The organism is Microcoleus sp. FACHB-831 (assembly GCF_014695585.1).
Taxonomy (GTDB): Bacteria; Cyanobacteriota; Cyanobacteriia; order Cyanobacteriales; family FACHB-T130; genus FACHB-831.
Map to the genome: position 1 here is coordinate 1 of NZ_JACJON010000044.1, position 17,446 is coordinate 17,446.

Consider the following 17,446-nt stretch of genomic DNA (forward strand, 5'->3'; position numbering starts at 1 on the left):
GACAGTCTGGGTTTGACTGGATCAACTTATTTAAGTCAGCTCGCATCAGAGTCTAATTTCAAGGAAATTTCAGCTCTCTTTAGATTCTCACAACTGATTTAGGATTGCTATATGTCATTGGTGAGGGTATACAAAGGCTGTATGCCAACAGCTAAAGCTGAATCATCGTAGGGCTTAGTAGGCAGTGCTTTGAGTCTATCAGTAGCTATATTCTATATTAACCACATGGTGCCATAGAAGCAGAAAGCAGGTATAATCTTGCCCTTAGACCTTGAGCCACGTTTGCTGTGTGGTCATTCAGGGACAAGCAAATACTAGACTGTCGATTCCAATGCAGAGCAATACATTCCTAATTCAGAGATTGAGAGAAAGATTTTTAGCTCAAAAATTAAGTGATTTTAATGCTGCTATTCCACAAAATATCTTGGATATTGAAGATAAAATACGTTCAAATATCTTTAGTTGGCGGGGTCAATTCTCTCCCCAATTGATTGAAAAATTGTTATTTTTATATTGTCCAAAAAATGCAAAAGTATTAGATCCTTTTGCAGGGAGTGGAACAGTTCTTTACGAAGCAGCTTGTCTTGGATTGTCATCTATTGGATGCGAAGTAAATCCCGCAGCTTGGATTCTTAGTAGAACTTACCAATTGCTTAACTTGCAACTAGAAAAACGTGAAAAGCTGATAAATTCACTAACAGAAAAACTGGAAAATTATTTTCCAACACATAAGAGTTTTGAGAACTTAAGGTCTTGTGGCCTAGATGTCGTTGAGTTTGAGAAGACTATTTCCGATTTGTATAAAAAAGTAAACTCCTTTGAGGAAATTATCCTAGATACCTTCGTAATACTACTGGATTTGGCAAATAATAAGCTAACTACGGAGCATATTCATGCTACTTTCTACAAGCTTTGTCAAGTCATCAAAAATTTTCCTTACTCTCAAGCACCACTCACTTCGTTATTAGGTGATGCTCGTTGCATTCCTATTGAGGCTGATACTATAGACTTTGTTGTTACATCCCCCCCATATATTAATGTCTTTAACTATCATCAAAACTATCGGCGTTCAGCAGAAGCACTCGGCTGGGATTTACTGAAGATAGCTAAATCAGAAATTGGTTCCAACAGAGCGAATCGAGGAAATCGGTTTTTAACAGTAATTCAATATTGTTTAGATATGGCTTTGGTTCTTAGAGAACTACAAAGAGTTTGTAAATCTGATGCACGAATTATCTTTGTAGTCGGTCATGAGTCAAATGTCTTAGGTGTTCCCTTTTACAATGCGGAAATCATTTCAGAGCTTTCAGCTAAGTCTAATTTATTTGACTTAAATATTATTCAAAAACGAATTTTCAAAAATAGATTTGGAAAGATTATACGTGAGGATTTACTGAATCTATCTAATAAAAGCTCCAACTTGTCTGTAGAAGAGCTTGATGAAATTTCAAGAAATATTGCCCATAAGGTTCTTAGTAATGGATTAGCAATTGTTCCGGAACAGAACAAGCCTGCTCTTATGCAGGCTATTGAAAAGATACCTGATTTAGGTAAGTCTCCTCTTTACAGTTATCAGGTTACGAATTACTACCAGAAGTCCTTAAGATCTTTTTCTGCCAAAGATACAACAATGCCTCAACTACCGACTCCTCACTACGATAAACTTATTGCTTGCTTAAAGAACCCCAGATTGCCTGAAGCTGATAAAGAAAGAGTTGAGGAAGCAGTAACTAGGTACCGACAATGGATTCAAAAACTAGAAGCAGTAGAACAAGGGGGGCCTGATACCCTAGAGGAATTAGTTGGGGCAACAAATAAATACAAACGGTTCATTGAGCTTGATTTAATCTTCGACAGCCCAGGAAATTTTCTTTATCGACAGAAAGGGCAACTTAAACTTGACAATACTATTCTTGAAGAATTCCTTCCTCAAGTAATTTATAGAAGTTTGAGAGGAATAGAGAATTCATTTGAAATTGGTCCTAAAAGTACTTTTTCTGGATTAAGTTTTCTGTCTTCGCTTGGAAATCCAGGGCAAGGTGGAGAGCCTACATTAAGAACGAAAAACCAAGATTTTGTTTTAGGCAAAAAACTTTACTTAAAAACTTCGTTTGATAGTCAATTCACAAATTCTAAGTTAATAGAGTCTCATCTTGGATATGTTTGTTCTGAATGCAAGACAAATTTAGATAAGACAATGTTTCAAGAGGCTGTAGCTACAAGTAGAGATCTAAAAATAGCAGTTCCTAGCTCACTCTACTTTTTAGTATGTGAATTTCTTGATATGACTCCGGTTTCTATTACTGCTACTCAAATAGATGATGTGTTAATTGTTAGAAAATCTAGACGCCTATCTGCCAACATTCGCCAAGAATATAAAACGCCAGAATCAAGGATGCAGTATCGGCAAGAGTATGCTGATTTTCTTGATGCATCAAAATACTATGCTGATGTTTTTCAAAGAATGATTGACAAAATTCAGACCTTGGTGGACGATACAGCCCCAGGTGTTGATCACGTTCTAAGGCGAGGGCATTTCTGAAATCCAGTCGGCGGCATAACTAATAGTTAACTTACCTAAAATACTTGGGTGCAGCAATTTTGTAGGATTTTATATTTTAAATTTACTACAAGTCTGTCTGCATTGCTATGGCACGAGTCCAACTCGTCTATCCCAAAATTCCACTAAGGGGGGATGAAGATTCATGAGTCGATACAGCATGATTGTTTAATGGTCTGATGAAGCTCAGCTTTTCCTAGTCACGATTCCAGAGTTTAGCGATCGCGTCAGCGAAGCGAAGCGCGATCTGCGCTGCTGCGTCAGCGCAGATCGCGTTGTTATGCCTTGCACTCATGGCAAAACTCGTGAAGAAGCAATTCATAACGGTGAAGAAGTAATTGATATGTACTTGGAAGCTTGGCAAGCCGAAGGTGAATCTATTCCTGAACCGAGTACGCTGCAAATTGCCTAATTATCATTAATCTTCTGACCCAGCTTAAGCAAGGAGTCAGTTTTGGACTTGACCTCAGACATTAAATCGGGACTAACTGAGCATAGTCCCCTATTGCTTGGCGCGATCGCTCTAGGCGAGCAAAAACTTGGCTATCGTCGCAGAAAGGGTTGGCTGCACCAGAACATACCGCATTTGTACAGCAACTAGGGAAGGAATGAGGAGCGATCGCTCTTAAGTAGTAAAGCTATAACCACTCCAGTAGTACCAAACTTGGTGCAGTTATCTTAGAAGTAGGCGCTCTAAAGAAAAGATTTTGTCAGCCGATTCCCGCAACTCAATCTCACGAGGGTTGCAGGCAAATTATGAAAAAGTCTAAAACAGCACTACAGGAGATTTTATGTACGGCTTAGTCAACAAAGCAATTCACGATATGGTTTGTAGTCGCTTCGGTGAAGAAACCTGGAAAGAGATTCTCCATAAGTCTGAGGTCGAGGTGGATGCATTCATCAGCATGGAGTCTTACCCCGATGATGTCACCCACAGACTTGTAAAAGCTGCAAGTCTTGTTTTGGGTTTATCTGCTTCAGAAATCATGCAAGCTTTTGGAGAGTTCTGGGTTCAATACACCGCTGAAGAAGGGTATGGGGAACTGATGGAAATGAGCGGTGATACGCTTCCCGAATTTTTAGAGAACCTGGACGATCTCCATACTCGCATTGGAGTCAGTTTTCCGAAACTACAGCCTCCATCCTTCACCTGTGAGGAAGTTGAAGAACAAACGTTGCACCTCCACTATTATTCACACCGAGAGGGATTAGCTCCAATGGTCTTGGGATTGGTGCAAGGATTGGGGACACGTTTAGATACGGATGTCGTCGTTACTCAGATTCAAACCAAGTCTGAAGGTGCAGACCATGATGAGTTCTCGATTCAGTATAAGCCTCACTGAGCGTTTTTATGCACCCTCCCGATCTGACTTTGCCGCCTCAATTGTTTGCTCAAGCTTTTCCATTTCATTTTGTGTTTAAGAGCGATCGCACAATCGTACAATCGGGAGAGGTTTTGCAGAGGCTTATTCCTCAAATCATCGGGTCACAACTTGAGCGGTGCTTCCAGATTAAGCGTCCCATTATTCAAAATGTTAATTTTGCTGCCATTAGTAAGCAATCTCACAGTATCTTTACGCTGAAATCACTTCATAGTGAAATGATTCTAAAAGGGCAGATGATGCCTGTTACTGACAGCGAGGTTATTTTTTTTCTGGGTTCCCCGGTTGTTACGGAAATTAGCCAGTTAAACCAACTAGGAATTAAATTAAAAGACTTTGCAATTCACGACTCTGTTACCGATTTTCTCTTTCTTTTACAAGCAAAGAGTAACTTGATGGACGAACTGACAGAGCAGCAGGACAAATTAAAAGATGCTTTGAGAGAAAAAGAGGCGATCGCTGCCCTGGCAGAGGCGAGAGCTAAAACCGTAGAACAGGCGATCGAAAACTTACAGAAAACTCAATCGCAACTTATTCAGGCTGAAAAAATGTCTGGACTGGGGCAAATGATGGCAGGGATTGCCCATGAGGTCAACAACCCGCTTAACTTTATCAACGGTAATCTTAGCCACATAAACAACTATGTTAAGGATTTAATAAGCCTGCTCAACCTCTATCAAAAACACTTTCCTCAAGCCTCTCCTGAAATCCTTAATTACATGAAGGAAATCGACTTAGAATTTTTGCTGGAGGATTTACCCTGTCTCGTGTCATCTGTAGAAATGGGGGGTCATCGCATTAGAGATATTATTTTGTCATTACGAAACTTTTCTAGATTAGATGAAGCAGAACAAAAAAATGTGGACTTACATGAAGGAATTGAGAGTACATTATTAATTTTAAATCACAAGCTGAAGCATAATATTGAAGTTGTTAGAGACTATGGAAGCCTGCCAAAAGTTTTGTGCTATCCAGCCCAGCTAAATCAAGTTTTTATGAATATTATTTCCAATGCTGCTGATGAATTATTGGAGACGGATATAAAATATAAACAGATTGCGATCCAAACCAGTGTAAATGAATTGAATTACGCCTGTATTCGCATTCAAGATAATGGGAAGGGCATTCCTACTGAAATTCAAAAGAAAATTTTTACTCCATTTTTTACGACCAAGCCTATTGGCAAAGGGACAGGATTAGGGCTATCAATTAGCTATCAAATTATTGAAAAGCATCATGGTACAATCGAGGTAATCTCTGAGGTGGGAAAGGGAACCGAATTTACTATTAAAATTCCACTTTCCTAATTGCAGTATGTTTCTCTAGGTCAAGGGATAAAGTTACTGAGCGATCGCAAGTAGCCTAACAGTGCGTTGATGCGGGCGGAATAGAGAGGGTTGGTAGGAGTTGAGGTTAATTGCTACTGCACAACTTTACTGTTAGTTTGCCTAAAATACTTGTGATAAAAATTGATGAGTCGAAACAGCCGGATTGTTCCCTAGTAGTACGATTCCATTTGGCGATCGCGAACCAATATCAAAATAATAGAATACCTGAGCATAGTTTTCTGTTGTTTGGCGCGATCGCTGTAGGTGTAAAAGGTTGGCTGCACCAGAACATAAGGCATTTGTGCAGCAGTTATCGAAGTAGCTAGAGAGCGATCGCAATCCCTTAAACCCTGACTTGTGAATAAATAGTTAGGTGTATTAAGTCTCGCTAGGGACGGTAGCCGAAATATTATCTATCAGCCTTCAGAGTCAAGTTGCTCTAATGTTATCGATTAGACAATTCTTTGAGGGGATTGGTGAGAAAATCACATCTCGGAGAATTCTCAAAGGTGGCACTGTTTTTGCTGGTGTAGTCTATTTCCAATAGAGAGAACAAAGATGAGTACGACCAGGATATTCAACAGTTCTAAATTTTTTCAGCCTACGGACGGGGAGCCTGTTCGTTCAATTGTTACGGAATCCAAAGATGCCATCATTGTAGCCTGGTACATCAAACCGGGACAGGAAATTCCCGCGCATATGCATCCTAACGGGCAAGATACGTGGACTGTTTTGAGCGGGAGAGGGGAATATTATCTGGATAAATCAGGCACTACGAAGCCAATCGTTGCAGGGGATGTGGTAGTTGCTTATACCGGATGCGTGCATGGAGTATTCAACAACGGTGATGAGCCATTTGTTTTTATTTCAGTTGTGTCGCCAGCCGATGCGGGGTATCAACTTGTCTCCTTAAAAGATTCTTTGACCCTCCATTCCTAACCATTCAAACCCCCGAATCGCCTCCGAGGGCGGGGGTTTGAATGGTTAGGCGAAAATGCAAAAAACACTTTAGATGTATGCAAGGGTTGCTTCAATATCTTTACCAAATCAAATTAGATAAAGCTGCTCTCTGGTGCTATCTCATTTGGTACCTGGTAGTAGTTTATTTCTATTTTGATCCTTCACTTAAAGTATGGATTAATTCAATTGGGATAAGTGCTGTAATCGGTACGGGTCTATTGTTAAGTGTTTCTTCTGGTGAGACTGGCAAAAGCGATCGCTGGCAAACAGTCAGATTATATCTCATGCCCTTCTGTGTCTCCAGCTTCTCTGCTTTGATAAAAGGTCACGGATTTATCGTATTTATATCGCCAAAAATAAAAGAAACGCTAGTAGCAGTATCATGCTGTGTTCTGTTTCTGTCAGTTATTTTAGCAGTCAAATTCATTAAAAACAAAATTGCTTAATAACGCGATCGCTGGATAATGTTCCGGTAATAGCAGACGTTACGTGGCTTGAATCCTCGATTACGACAGCGCAGCAATGTAAAGCGTTCAAGTTATTGGTGAGGACGATAAACATCCATCGTCGGACTTTGCGGGTCAACTAAAACTCTAACCTGCGTTACTAGAGCTAGAAAATCCTAAATCTTCTGATACAAGTTGGGCAAGGAGTCAGTTTTCGACTTGACCTCAAACATCAAAATAATAGGCTAACTGAGCATAGTTTTCTGTTGTTTAGCGCGATCGCGATCGCTCTGCTTCTTCAATCAATCTGACTGACGCAGACTTCAGGAATGATGAATTTTCAAGTTCTGAGTGTCGCTGGACCGATCGGCGAACGCTTTGAACTCGACAGCATCGTGACTGCAAAAGAGGCGCACGCCATTAGTGCGATCGCGCGATAATGCACGTAGCCGATGTTGATTGTGGAGTCTCGCCTCGCGATCCACTACTACCAACACCAATGTCCCAAGCATCGGTTAGGTTAATAAAGAAACACTACTAGCTAGATAAATTATGCAATACGTGTTAATTATCCATGAAGTTGAAGACTACGAGTCGTGGAAGAAGGTTTTTGACAATGCATCCGACATAAGGAGGGAAGCTGGAGAGAGGTCGTATCAGGTCTTAAAATATGAAAGCGATCCCAACAAAGTGGTGCATTTCTCATCGTGGACATCGATAGACGATGCCAAGCGTTTTTTTGAATCTCCTAAACTCATTAGAATCAGAGCTGAAGCCGGAGTAAAGGCTCCTGATTTCATATACTTGGAGCAACTAGAATCGGGCACTTTGTAGGAGCGTGTAGTAGGAATTCCCTACAAGTCTGTCTGCGTGGCTATGACACAAATCCAACTCGCCTATCCCAAAATTCCACTAAGGAAGGACGAGGATTCATGAGTCGATAAAGCACGATCGTTCAATGGTAGTAATGAAGATCGGCTTTTCCTAGTCACGATTCCAGAGTTTGGCGATCGCGTCAGCGAAGCGGGTTAGCGCTGCTGCGTTAGCGGAGCGGCTCTGAAAGAGCTAGCGCAGATCGTGTTTTTATGCCTTGCACTCATAGCAAAACTCGTGTTTTGGACTTGACTTCAAACATCAAATCGGCGACTAACTGAGCATAGTCTCCTGCTGTTCGCCGCGATCGCTCTAGCTCTAATTCTTAAATCAATCTGACTGACGCAGACTTCATGAATGATGAATTTTCAAGTTCTGAGTGTCGCTGGACTGGTCGGCGAACGCTTTGAACTCCATAGCATCGTGACTGCAAAAGAGGCGCACGCCATTAGTGCGATCGCCTGATAACGCACGCAGCCGATCTTGATTGTGGAGTCTCGCCTCGCGATCCACCTCCATCATCCATTGGTAGAACCGCATTCCCGGCGTGCATCGTGGCTGGTCGGAGTCCATCTCGTGTCGGTAAAAGTAGGCATCGCCTGCATTCAGCAGCCACCCCTCCGGTGTCTTGATAGCAATACCAGCATGACCCCGCGTGTGACCAGCAAGCGGGATGAGGAGAATCTCTGGCGGTAGTCCCTCAAGATCGCGGACAGCCTGGAAGCCGAACCAAGGTTCTCCCCCCGCCGAATAGAACTTCCAGCGTTTTACCTCGTCCCACTGGTCTGGGCGATACCGCTGGCTGGCAATGAAACCGCGCCTATCCCGTGCTGCGTCAATTTCAGGCTGCATTACATGTACAATTGCTTCAGGGAAATCCTCCAGGCCACCAGCATGATCGAAATCGAGGTGGGTAAGGACGATATGGCGCACGTCCCGTGAGGAAAATCCTAGTTGCTCAACCTGAGCGATCGCCGTGTACTTGCGATCGAACTGTATACCATTGAAATGAATAAAAAACGGGCTGAGTCGCGCGTAAGGCGATTTAACATCGCGCAGACCGAAGCCAGTATCGATCAGAACGAGTCCCTGGTTGGTCTCGACAAGCAGACAGTGACAGACGAGGCGAGCCGTCAGACCGCGACTGAAGCCATCGAAGAGCGCCCCACCGATCGGGCACATGCAGCCACAATTGAGATGATGAATGTGCATAAGCGTTCTGCTTTAAACTACTTTTTGCCTACGGGTATCGATGTCTGCACCCCACTCGTCGCTTGCATTTGCTCCGGTCGGTAGAGAATGTCCGCCAAAACGCCTTTATATACAGATGATAAGAAAGGCATTGCGTGCGAACCTGCAAGGATACCCTCCTTGCCTGCTTTCTCTAGTGCTTGCTGTATGGTGTTTTATCTTTGAGAGTTTAGACCAACAAATTTGTTTAAACTCTAATTTAGTTAAATTAGTTGAAAATTCATTAGTTATACTCTTTCAATAGTCTTGATTTTAAAATTTTTACCTACTACAAAAGTAGTAGTTGCTAGATTCGATATTTGTATAGGCAAACACTTATAGCTGTTTTCACTCCCATTGATATGCTCATCGGTAGGGTTGATAAGCCTAACGCCATAGTTTCGCTTACTGCTTTGCGATTCTTAATTATGGTTATAAAAATGTAATAAACTCAGCCTCTAAACTGTCATTTAGTTGAGCTTAATCAAAGTATAAACACTTTTATAAAGTTAAACAAAAGAGATGGTTAGCGATCGCTACGAGACTAAGACTGGCACTGATTGAGATTTCTGCTGTAATTGGGGCATTTAAATATCTGGCTCAGAATAAAACAGCGGCTGAATAGCAAGGGCAATACATTTAAGCTGTATTAGTGCTATTCCTCTTAAGATAGATGTAAACCCAGTTTTTCAGTAGCACGATATACATATACAAGAGTTAGAGTCAAATTGAATATAACTCTGCAAACCAATAAACAAAACCTCTGGTGATTTTTGCCCGCAGTTTTCTCCAGGTTTGAAGCACTGGAAAGCTTATCCGCTTCTTAATATCCCTTAATAAAATTAACAATTTTCATGACGCGAGGACAAGTATTTTCCTCGCTTCTCTCTTCAAATAAGCCTTCTAGCAATCGGCCAGGGAAAAATTTACTAGCATAAAAGAAAAAGGTGTTGAGCAATCCTTTAGGTGGAGAGGATTTTTACCTCGAAACTTAGGTATTCCCGATTAAAAATCACAAGGATTGCTATTAGGTTTGTAGCCTAATATTCGTAATCGGCTCTCTCCAAATGAGAATTCATTGGAGGTTGATGTGAAAAAAGTAGCGATCGCACTCGGTCTTTTTAGTTTAGTCAGCAGCACTCTTGCAAGTTGTGCTGCACCTCGTCAGAACACGCAAAATAGCAGCAATGGGGACGCAAAACTCTCCTCCGTTGCTGTAACAGTCCGCGACCTTGGCAACCCTTTCTTTGTACAAATTGGTAAAGGTGCTGAAGCCGAAGCCAAGAAACTTGGCGGTGGAAACGTGAGGACAACTCTCGTTTCCAGTGGAGACGATTTAAATCAGCAATTTAATCAAATCGAAAACTTTATTGCTTCGGATGTCAGCATGATTGTACTCAATGCTGCCGACAGTAAAGGAATTTTTGCAGCGGTTGAACAAGCTAAGAAATCAGGAATTCCAATCATTGCAGTTGATACCGCCGCAGAAGGCGGTGTTGATGCAACTGTCACCTCAAATAACGTACAAGCTGGTGAAATAAGTTGTAAATACATTGCAGATACCTTGAAAGGCCAAGGCAATGTTGTAATTATCAACGGGCCTCCAGTTGCTTCAGTAGTTGAGCGAGTCCAGGGATGTCTGAGAGTATTCTCCAAATATCCCGGTATCAAGATTCTTTCAAAAGATCAGAATGCAGAAGGTAGCCGTGATGGTGGGTTGAGAGTAATGAGCGATTTGCTCACATCCTTCCCAAAAATTGATGCCGTTTTTGCAATTAATGACCCCACTGGTATTGGTGCAGAACTAGCCGCTAAACAGGCGCAACGAAGCGAGTTCTTTATTGTTGGCGTCGATGGCGCACCCGAAGCACTAGATGCGCTCAAGCAGAAAAATAGCCTATTTGCTGCTACTGCGGCTCAAGATCCATTTCGGATGGCAGCCAAGGCAGTTGAGGTAGGAAACGACATCCTGAAAGGGAATAAGCCTGCCAATCCAAACATTTTAATTCCAGTCTCGCTAATTACTCGTGAAAACGTTAATCAGCATAAAGGCTGGACAAGCGAATAAATAGGCTTCTGTCGTTAATTCCACAAATTCATTGATTGATAATCTGTCGAGTTGTAGCTTGCGATAGTGCATCCGCAACGCTACGCGATCGCATAAATTAACAGGAATTTCTGATGGTAAGTAGCACTGAAAATTCAACAAAAACTAAGCCAGTTCTGGAAATGCAAGGCATTAAAAAAACTTTTAACAGTTTTACCGCCTTGCATGATGTAAATCTAACCGTTTACCCAGGGGAAGTTCACGCCCTTATGGGTGAAAATGGTGCGGGCAAAAGCACGCTGATGAAAATTCTGGCTGGAGCATACATAGCTGATGCGGGGGAAATACGAATTGACGGTCAACCTGTTAGGATGACAGACCCCGGTCAGGCTAGAAATTTGGGCATCGCCATTATTTATCAAGAGTTGAATCTTGCCCCAAATTTAACTGTTGCTGAAAACATTTTCATGGGTAGCGAGATTACCAAAGGAGGTACTTTTATTGACCAAGATGGAATGCTGCGTAAAGCAGCTGAGGTATTAAAAAACCTCGACGCAAGTTTTGAGGCGGGAGACCTAGTTTCAACACTTTCAATTGCAGAACAGCAGCAAGTTGAAATAGCCAGGGCACTCAAGGACAACAGCCGCATTTTAGTAATGGATGAGCCGACAGCGGCGCTTTCAGACCGCGAAACAGAGAAGCTTTTTGAGATTGTTCGTCGCTTGCGAAGTGAGGGCATCGCCATTATTTATATTAGCCATCGGATGGAAGAGATTTATGCCCTTGCCGACCGCGTTAGCGTAATCCGAGATGGTGGGTATATTGGCTCTCTTGAGAGAAGTGAAATTTCCGCCGAGCGTTTAGTAGAAATGATGGTGGGTCGTCCTTTACAGGATTTATACGAACATAAGCGTCAAACACAACTTGGCTCAGTAGTCCTTGAGGTAAATAATTTAAGTGATGGGCACAAGGTAAAATCTGCAAGTTTTAAACTACATGCTGGCGAAATTGTTGGTCTAGCGGGTTTAGTTGGTGCAGGTAGAACAGAGATTGCTCGTCTGATTTTTGGTGCTGATAGAAAGACTAGCGGTGAAATAAAACTGGAAGGTCGTTCTCTCAATATCTCGACACCCGATGATGCAATTAAAGCGGGAATTGCTTATGTGCCCGAAGATCGTAAAGATCTAGGTCTATTTCTGGAGATAAGTTCTGGTGAAAATATCACCATGAACGTACTTGAACGAGAGGCAAAAGCTGGCATTATAAACTCAAAATCGTTGTTTAAAATTGTGGCTGATGCTATTAACAACTTAGGGATTCGTCTAGCTAGTCCAAGTATCAGAGCAATGGATTTATCTGGGGGAAATCAGCAGAAGTTATTGCTAGCACGGTGGTTGGCAATTAATCCCAAGGTACTTTTGCTCGATGAACCAACGCGGGGTGTGGACATTGGGGCGAAAAGCGAAATTTATCGAATTATTAGCGATTTGGCAGCAAACGGCGTAGCCATTTTGATGATTTCCAGCGAGTTGCCGGAAATTGTGGGAATGAGCGATCGCGTCTTGGTGATGCGTGCGGGAAGCCTAGTTGGTGAAGTAGGCGGCTCAACTGGGGAAGCAATTACACAAGAAAACATCATGGCTTATGCCACAGGGGCAAGAGAGGTAGCAAAATCATGAGTCAAACAAAAGTAAAAACCACCAAAAATGAAAATAGCGATCGCCAAAAAGCGAGCAAACGTCAAGCTTGGAGGAATTTCATCCAGGTTGCCGGAATATTACCTATTTTGGTTGCAATTTGTATAATCTTTTCACTTGTTTCGCCAAGCTTTCTTTCACCAGGAAATCTCATTAATGTCATTCGGCAAGCATCTATCAATATCGTGCTAGCTACGGGAATGACATTTGTCATTTTGACTGGAGGAATTGACCTTTCAGTAGGGTCAATTTTGGGTGTTACCGCAGTAGTCGGGGTACTTGTTTCGTTGATTCCAGGTCTTAGTTTGTTAGCCATACCAGCCGCTTTATTAGCGGGATTAGGTTTAGGCTTACTTAATGGGTCGTTGATTGCCTTTTTAGGTTTGCCACCTTTTATCGTTACGCTTGGTTCCTATACAGCTTTGCGGGGTGTTGCTTATTTAGTTGCTAATGGCACTACAGTTCTTAATCGAGATCTAAATTTTGCTTGGATAGGCAACAATTATCTCGGCCCAATTCCCTGGTTAGTTGTAATTGCTTTGCTTTCCGTTGCAGCCAGTTGGTTTGTCTTAAGACGGACAGTATTGGGGAGACGTATTTACGCTGTAGGGGGTAACGCACGCGCAGCGCGACTAACAGGAATTAAAGTAAATCGGGTGCTGTTATTCGTTTATGGCGTAAGCGGTTTACTTTCTGGTTTAGGCGGAATTATGAGCGCCTCGCGTCTCTACAGTGCGACGGGTATGTTGGGTCAAGGCTACGAACTTGATGCGATCGCTGCTGTAATTTTGGGAGGGACGAGCTTCACGGGTGGTATTGGCACTATCTGGGGAACCCTACTCGGTGCTTTAATTATCGCCTTGCTCAACAATGGATTAACTTTGATGAACGTGTCATTTTTCTGGCAGTTAGTTGTCAAAGGTCTTGTAATTATTATCGCCGTCACGATTGACAAACTTCGCACTCGTTCTAGCGCTACTGCATAAGTTTTGCAGCTCAAGTTATGAGTTTTGATTAATCCAAGACTCATAACTTTCCAGAAAAATTTAATAAGGGGGAATTATTTTGTATGTCGCTTCATTATTCCTCTCACAGATTTCCTGCTTTTCTACTGGCATCTCCTGTTTTAGTTTTACTGATATCATCCGCAACTTGGGCTATACCAATCGAGGGATCGGTGGCTCCTGAGCCAGTAACTAACGCTGTTTCTGAACCATTAGATAGCATGGCGGAAGAACCCTTGGCTCAGGTGGGTTCTGTTTCTCAACTCTCCGATGTTAAACCTACTGATTGGGCGTTCGAGGCACTGCAATCTCTGGTAGAACGCTATGGTTGCATCGCTGGTTATCCAGATGGCAGCTACAGAGGTAATCGTGCTATGACACGATACGAATTTGCAGTAGGATTGAATGCCTGTATCAATCGCATAAACGCACGGATTGCAGCAGGAACGGACGCCACGATTACCAAAGAAGAGTTAGCAACGCTCCAAAAGCTACAAGAAGAATTTGTACTTGAATTAACAACATTACGCGGTCGAGTAGATGCGCTAGAGGCACGTACAACAGAACTAGAAGCGAACCAGTTTTCAACGACGACTAAGCTAAATGCAGAAATTATCGTAGCGGTAACAGACACGTTCGGCGATCGCGTTGGCGGTGGTGGCGATCGCACCAACACTATTGTTGCGGATCGGGCGCGATTAAATCTCGAAACTAGCTTCACAGGTCGCGATCTGCTAAGAACCCGTTTGGAATTTGGCAACTTTGGCAACATTGCCGACCAGACGGGTACAAATATGACAGCCTTGAACTTTGAAGGCAACGACGATAACGATGTAACCATTCCGCACCTGCTTTATAGCACCCCGCTTACGTCTAATGTCGCCCTTACTTTCGGTACAGTTGGTGTTGGGTATCCGGATATTACGGATCTGCTCACTCCTCCAACCATTGCCAGTGATAGTTTGGGGATTCCCTCAAGATTTGGGCAATACAATCCCATTTACCGCCGGGGGGGTGGGGGTGCTGCTGTTAACTGGAAGATACGCGAAAACCTGATGTTAACTGTGGGTTATCTTGCAGGAGACTCTAATAACCCGCAGGAAAAAAATGGTTTATTCAACGGTTCGTACAATGCTTTGGCTCAGCTTGCCTATCGTGGTGAATCCGGTGCAATAGGCATTGCATATTCTCGTTCCTATGCACCCAGCGGTAAGGCCGATCTCACGGGAAGTACTGGTAGTTTTCTGGCTTCACAACCGTTTGGGGACAATATCGCTACATCCAGCGATTCTCTAGGCATACAAGGGTTTTATCGCTTTTCTCCCCAGTTTCAGGTTCATGGTTGGGGGGTTTATGCTCGCGCCCATGCGGAAATTTCTGGTATGAGCAGCCTTGCTAATGGTAGGGGTGGTAAGGAACTGCTCAACGTTGACAATGGCGATCGCTCGGATATTTTTTATGGAGCGATTGGTGTAAGTTTCCCTGATGTGGGAGGAAAAGGCAACTTACCAGGGATTTTGGTGGGTTTGCCAGCTCGCGTGACGAATAGCGATGTGCGTGACGAGCGCGATACCTCATATCATATTGAATCGTTCTATCGCTTCCAGGTGAATGACAACATCTCCATTACTCCAGCGTTTTGGGTGGTAATTAATCCTGAAAATGACAGTCGCAACGATACTCAATGGGTTGGATTGATTCGTACTGGCTTTAACTTCTGAACTAACTTCCTCGATAAAATTACAAAACTGTAATTAAGGCAAGGGGCAAGCTGTAATTTTGGCCCAGCTTAATTGAATCTATAGACACGTTTCGAGATTCAATCAAAGGAGAAAGCTTGTGATGAATACCCGCCAACTGTTAGCAGCGATCGCGATTCCTGTTGTAATTGGGACGTTTGGGTGTGTGGCTGCGAATCAGGCGATCGCTCAATCGTCTAACCGACTCGCACAAAACTCATCCCAGCCGCAGCAGGGACAAGAGGGACGCAGACATCGAGGGCCAGATTTTGCAGCCGCAGCTCAGAAATTAGGTATTTCCGAAGCCACGTTGAAAGAAGCACTGGGAGTACCAGCGAATCCTACACCAGGACAACGCCCGCCTCGTCCAGATTTTAAGGCGGCGGCGGCCAAACTCGGCATTACCGAACAACAACTTGTTGATGCGTTGGGAGTTCCGCTGCGTCGCCCGCGTCCAAATTTTGCAGCAGCAGCACAGAAACTAGGCGTGTCAGAAGCCGATTTGAAGACAGCCCTTGGGGTTCCGGCGAATCCACCGACTACGCCGCCAACACCAGGACAGCGCCCGCCCCGTCCCGATTTTAAGGCTGCGGCTGAAAAACTCGGCGTTACGGAAGAGCAACTGGTGAATGCGCTGGGAATTCCGCCCCGTCCTCCTCAAGATGGCAATCAACCAGAGGGAGATCGTCCTCCTCAGCAATAAGCTCGAATCAATTTAGCAACCCGTTCGTGGATGCGACCAAATTTTCAATAAGCCCTGGCGATTAGAAATCGCGGCTAAACAAACCAAGTCCGCCTGCGCGGACTTAAGACAAATCAAAGGTTTTAAAACCCGCGCAGGCGGGTTTTGTCTGTGTAGACGCGGTTTCAACCGCCCAGTTGAGAATGCTTAAGACAAATCAAAGGTTTTGAAACCAGCGTAGGCGGGTTTTGTCTGTGTAGACGCGGTTTCAACCGCCCAGGTAAGTTGCGATAATTCCATTAGAAGCAGATGAAATGAAAAAAGATCGCGTCAAAAAAATTCCAGCAGCCTCGATTTTTACCCGACGAGAGGTGCTTGGCTTTTTAGGGGGAACAGCGGCGGTATCGTTTATTGGATGCTGGCGCGGACAGTCGGCTTTAGGAGAACCGCCGGATAGGTCAAGTCAGACACCGACTCGGAGGGTGAAGCGAAGCGCGACGACTTCGTCGTTCGCTCAGACTCCTACTTGTGTGGTCAAACCACAGCAAACGGAAGGGCCATATTTTGTGGATGAGAAGCTTAACCGTTCTGATATCCGCTCAGATCCCTCCAACGGTGCGGTAAAGCAGGGAATACCGTTGCGTTTGGTTTTTCGTGTCTCTGGGATTGATGATAGATCCTGTACGCCTTTGAGGGGTGCAACTGTAGATGTTTGGCATTGCGACGCGCTGGGGGTGTATTCGGATGTTCGAGACTTCAACGGGGATACGCAAGGGCAAAAGTTCCTGCGCGGCTATCAGGTGACGGATGCAAATGGAACTGCGGAGTTTGTGACTATTTACCCTGGTTGGTATCCAGGTAGAACTGTTCACATTCACTTCAAGATTCGCACCGATTCTCCGTCGGGGCGTGGTTCTGAGTTTACATCGCAGCTTTACTTCGACGATGCTCTCACGGATCGAGTTCACGCGCAGTCTCCCTATGCGACTAAGGGACAGCGCACCCAGAGGAACGATGGAGACGGCATTTTCCAAGATGGCGGGGAAGAACTAATGCTACAGCTAACCCAGGATGCACAAGGCTACGTGGGTACGTTCGATATAGGGCTTCAGATGAGTTGAGCTAATGCATATTACTCAAGAGCGATCGCATTCTCCTCTCTCTTGCTCCCCCTTCTTGCTCCCCCCTTACCAAGGGGGGTTGGGGGGGTTAACCTGGGAAAACACTTATAACGACTGACCATCTATAAAAACAGGGTGCAGCAATGACCAAACTCTATAACAGAACATCCGAAAAAGCGAAACGGCAACAGCTTCGTAAGAACATGACAAAAGCTGAATTTATTATTTGGCAAAAACTCAAGGGTAAGCAAATTGAAGGATGTAATACCATTTCACTTTAAATGTGATACACATAGTTGAGGAAGTGTTATCTTGAAATCTGTCCATGTCAGGTGTAGTAAAAATTAACATTACGGAAGACGCTGAAACTCTTCAGC

At 43.7% G+C, this 17,446-nt stretch carries 18 protein-coding genes; 13 read left to right on the top strand and 5 right to left on the bottom strand.

Going from position 1 to position 17,446, the window contains the following annotated elements; genetic code table 11:
- Window positions 1-361 precede the first annotated feature (361 nt).
- The 5 genes from H6F77_RS27385 to H6F77_RS11965 all read left to right on the top strand — a co-directional run bounded on the left by H6F77_RS27385 (window position 362) and on the right by H6F77_RS11965 (window position 5,249).
- Complete coding sequence (locus H6F77_RS27385) at window positions 362-2,542, top strand: Bpu10I family restriction endonuclease (protein ID WP_242022101.1); 2,181 nt, start codon at window positions 362-364, stop codon at window positions 2,540-2,542.
- A gap of 223 nt (window positions 2,543-2,765) precedes the next feature.
- The gene (locus H6F77_RS11950) at window positions 2,766-2,972 is read left to right on the top strand and encodes a type II toxin-antitoxin system HicB family antitoxin (RefSeq protein WP_309228838.1); all 207 of its coding nucleotides are present in this window, start codon (window positions 2,766-2,768) and stop codon (window positions 2,970-2,972) included.
- Between the two features lie 42 nt (window positions 2,973-3,014).
- Window positions 3,015-3,161, top strand: a complete 147-nt coding sequence (locus H6F77_RS11955; RefSeq protein WP_190488723.1) for a hypothetical protein — start codon at window positions 3,015-3,017, stop codon at window positions 3,159-3,161.
- Between the two features lie 190 nt (window positions 3,162-3,351).
- Window positions 3,352-3,903, top strand: a complete 552-nt coding sequence (locus tag H6F77_RS11960; protein WP_190488724.1) for a heme NO-binding domain-containing protein — start codon at window positions 3,352-3,354, stop codon at window positions 3,901-3,903.
- Window positions 3,904-3,911: 8 nt separating this feature from the next.
- The gene (locus H6F77_RS11965; protein ID WP_190488725.1) at window positions 3,912-5,249 is read left to right on the top strand and encodes an ATP-binding protein; all 1,338 of its coding nucleotides are present in this window, start codon (window positions 3,912-3,914) and stop codon (window positions 5,247-5,249) included.
- A 141-nt stretch (window positions 5,250-5,390) separates the two neighbouring features.
- Here H6F77_RS11965 and H6F77_RS11970 read toward each other — a convergent pair whose 3' ends face one another.
- Entirely contained in the window at window positions 5,391-5,609 is a 219-nt protein-coding gene (locus H6F77_RS11970) for a hypothetical protein (protein WP_190488726.1), read from the bottom strand.
- Between the two features lie 219 nt (window positions 5,610-5,828).
- On the opposite strand from H6F77_RS11970, the gene H6F77_RS11975 reads away from it, so the two are divergent.
- Window positions 5,829-6,209: a cupin domain-containing protein gene (locus H6F77_RS11975; RefSeq protein ID WP_190488727.1), complete on the top strand. Its 381-nt coding sequence runs from the start codon at window positions 5,829-5,831 to the stop codon at window positions 6,207-6,209.
- Window positions 6,210-6,378: 169 nt separating this feature from the next.
- Here H6F77_RS11975 and H6F77_RS11980 read toward each other — a convergent pair whose 3' ends face one another.
- Window positions 6,379-6,516: a hypothetical protein gene (locus tag H6F77_RS11980; RefSeq protein ID WP_190488728.1), complete on the bottom strand. Its 138-nt coding sequence runs from the start codon at window positions 6,514-6,516 to the stop codon at window positions 6,379-6,381.
- A gap of 483 nt (window positions 6,517-6,999) precedes the next feature.
- On the bottom strand, window positions 7,000-7,188 hold the full coding sequence (locus H6F77_RS11985; protein ID WP_190488729.1) for a hypothetical protein: 189 nt from the start codon (window positions 7,186-7,188) through the stop codon (window positions 7,000-7,002).
- A 40-nt stretch (window positions 7,189-7,228) separates the two neighbouring features.
- Between H6F77_RS11985 and H6F77_RS11990 the strand changes: the two genes are divergently transcribed.
- Window positions 7,229-7,510 carry an antibiotic biosynthesis monooxygenase gene (locus tag H6F77_RS11990; protein ID WP_190434699.1) on the top strand — a complete coding sequence of 94 codons (282 nt, stop codon included), beginning with the start codon at window positions 7,229-7,231 and terminating at the stop codon, window positions 7,508-7,510.
- 390 nt (window positions 7,511-7,900) lie between these two features.
- Here the strand turns inward: H6F77_RS11990 and H6F77_RS11995 are convergent, their stop codons facing one another.
- Window positions 7,901-8,731, bottom strand: a complete 831-nt coding sequence (locus tag H6F77_RS11995) for an MBL fold metallo-hydrolase (RefSeq protein WP_242022102.1) — start codon at window positions 8,729-8,731, stop codon at window positions 7,901-7,903.
- Between the two features lie 1,138 nt (window positions 8,732-9,869).
- Between H6F77_RS11995 and H6F77_RS12000 the strand changes: the two genes are divergently transcribed.
- From H6F77_RS12000 to H6F77_RS12010, 3 genes are all read left to right on the top strand, one after another.
- Window positions 9,870-10,847, top strand: coding sequence for an ABC transporter substrate-binding protein (locus H6F77_RS12000; RefSeq protein WP_190488731.1), 978 nt, complete (start codon window positions 9,870-9,872; stop codon window positions 10,845-10,847).
- A gap of 113 nt (window positions 10,848-10,960) precedes the next feature.
- A complete protein-coding gene (locus H6F77_RS12005; protein ID WP_190488733.1) occupies window positions 10,961-12,505 on the top strand; it encodes a sugar ABC transporter ATP-binding protein in 1,545 nt (514 codons plus the stop codon).
- Window positions 12,502-13,509: an ABC transporter permease subunit gene (locus H6F77_RS12010; protein WP_190488735.1), complete on the top strand. Its 1,008-nt coding sequence runs from the start codon at window positions 12,502-12,504 to the stop codon at window positions 13,507-13,509. Before H6F77_RS12005 ends, H6F77_RS12010 begins: the two co-directional genes overlap by 4 nt.
- A 103-nt stretch (window positions 13,510-13,612) precedes the next feature.
- On the opposite strand, the gene H6F77_RS27560 is transcribed toward H6F77_RS12010, so the two are convergent.
- A complete protein-coding gene (locus H6F77_RS27560) occupies window positions 13,613-13,750 on the bottom strand; it encodes a hypothetical protein (protein ID WP_206753457.1) in 138 nt (45 codons plus the stop codon).
- Here H6F77_RS27560 and H6F77_RS12015 point away from each other — a divergent pair.
- The 3 genes from H6F77_RS12015 (at window position 13,749) to H6F77_RS12025 (ending at window position 17,069) form a co-directional block, all read left to right on the top strand.
- On the top strand, window positions 13,749-15,248 hold the full coding sequence (locus H6F77_RS12015) for an iron uptake porin (protein ID WP_206753458.1): 1,500 nt from the start codon (window positions 13,749-13,751) through the stop codon (window positions 15,246-15,248). The two genes, H6F77_RS27560 and H6F77_RS12015, sit on opposite strands and share 2 nt — an antisense overlap.
- A 118-nt stretch (window positions 15,249-15,366) precedes the next feature.
- Window positions 15,367-15,969 carry a hypothetical protein gene (locus tag H6F77_RS12020; RefSeq protein WP_375335934.1) on the top strand — a complete coding sequence of 201 codons (603 nt, stop codon included), beginning with the start codon at window positions 15,367-15,369 and terminating at the stop codon, window positions 15,967-15,969.
- Between the two features lie 293 nt (window positions 15,970-16,262).
- The gene (locus H6F77_RS12025) at window positions 16,263-17,069 is read left to right on the top strand and encodes an intradiol ring-cleavage dioxygenase (protein WP_190488739.1); all 807 of its coding nucleotides are present in this window, start codon (window positions 16,263-16,265) and stop codon (window positions 17,067-17,069) included.
- Window positions 17,070-17,446 lie beyond the last annotated feature (377 nt).

Bases quoted from the DNA above. Each gene is read 5' to 3' on its own strand.
- H6F77_RS11990 (WP_190434699.1), top strand. From the start codon at position 7,229: ATGCAATACGTGTTAATTATCCATGAAGTTGAAGACTACGAGTCGTGG.
- H6F77_RS27560 (WP_206753457.1), bottom strand. From the start codon at position 13,750: ATGCTATCTAATGGTTCAGAAACAGCGTTAGTTACTGGCTCAGGAGCC.
- H6F77_RS11960 (WP_190488724.1), top strand. From the start codon at position 3,352: ATGTACGGCTTAGTCAACAAAGCAATTCACGATATGGTTTGTAGTCGC.
- H6F77_RS11995 (WP_242022102.1), bottom strand. From the start codon at position 8,731: ATGTGCCCGATCGGTGGGGCGCTCTTCGATGGCTTCAGTCGCGGTCTG.
- H6F77_RS12010 (WP_190488735.1), top strand. From the start codon at position 12,502: ATGAGTCAAACAAAAGTAAAAACCACCAAAAATGAAAATAGCGATCGC.
- H6F77_RS11980 (WP_190488728.1), bottom strand. From the start codon at position 6,516: ATGAGATATAATCTGACTGTTTGCCAGCGATCGCTTTTGCCAGTCTCA.
- H6F77_RS12025 (WP_190488739.1), top strand. From the start codon at position 16,263: ATGAAAAAAGATCGCGTCAAAAAAATTCCAGCAGCCTCGATTTTTACC.
- H6F77_RS11965 (WP_190488725.1), top strand. From the start codon at position 3,912: ATGCACCCTCCCGATCTGACTTTGCCGCCTCAATTGTTTGCTCAAGCT.
- H6F77_RS12005 (WP_190488733.1), top strand. From the start codon at position 10,961: ATGGTAAGTAGCACTGAAAATTCAACAAAAACTAAGCCAGTTCTGGAA.
- H6F77_RS11975 (WP_190488727.1), top strand. From the start codon at position 5,829: ATGAGTACGACCAGGATATTCAACAGTTCTAAATTTTTTCAGCCTACG.
- H6F77_RS12015 (WP_206753458.1), top strand. From the start codon at position 13,749: ATGGCGGAAGAACCCTTGGCTCAGGTGGGTTCTGTTTCTCAACTCTCC.
- H6F77_RS11985 (WP_190488729.1), bottom strand. From the start codon at position 7,188: ATGCTTGGGACATTGGTGTTGGTAGTAGTGGATCGCGAGGCGAGACTC.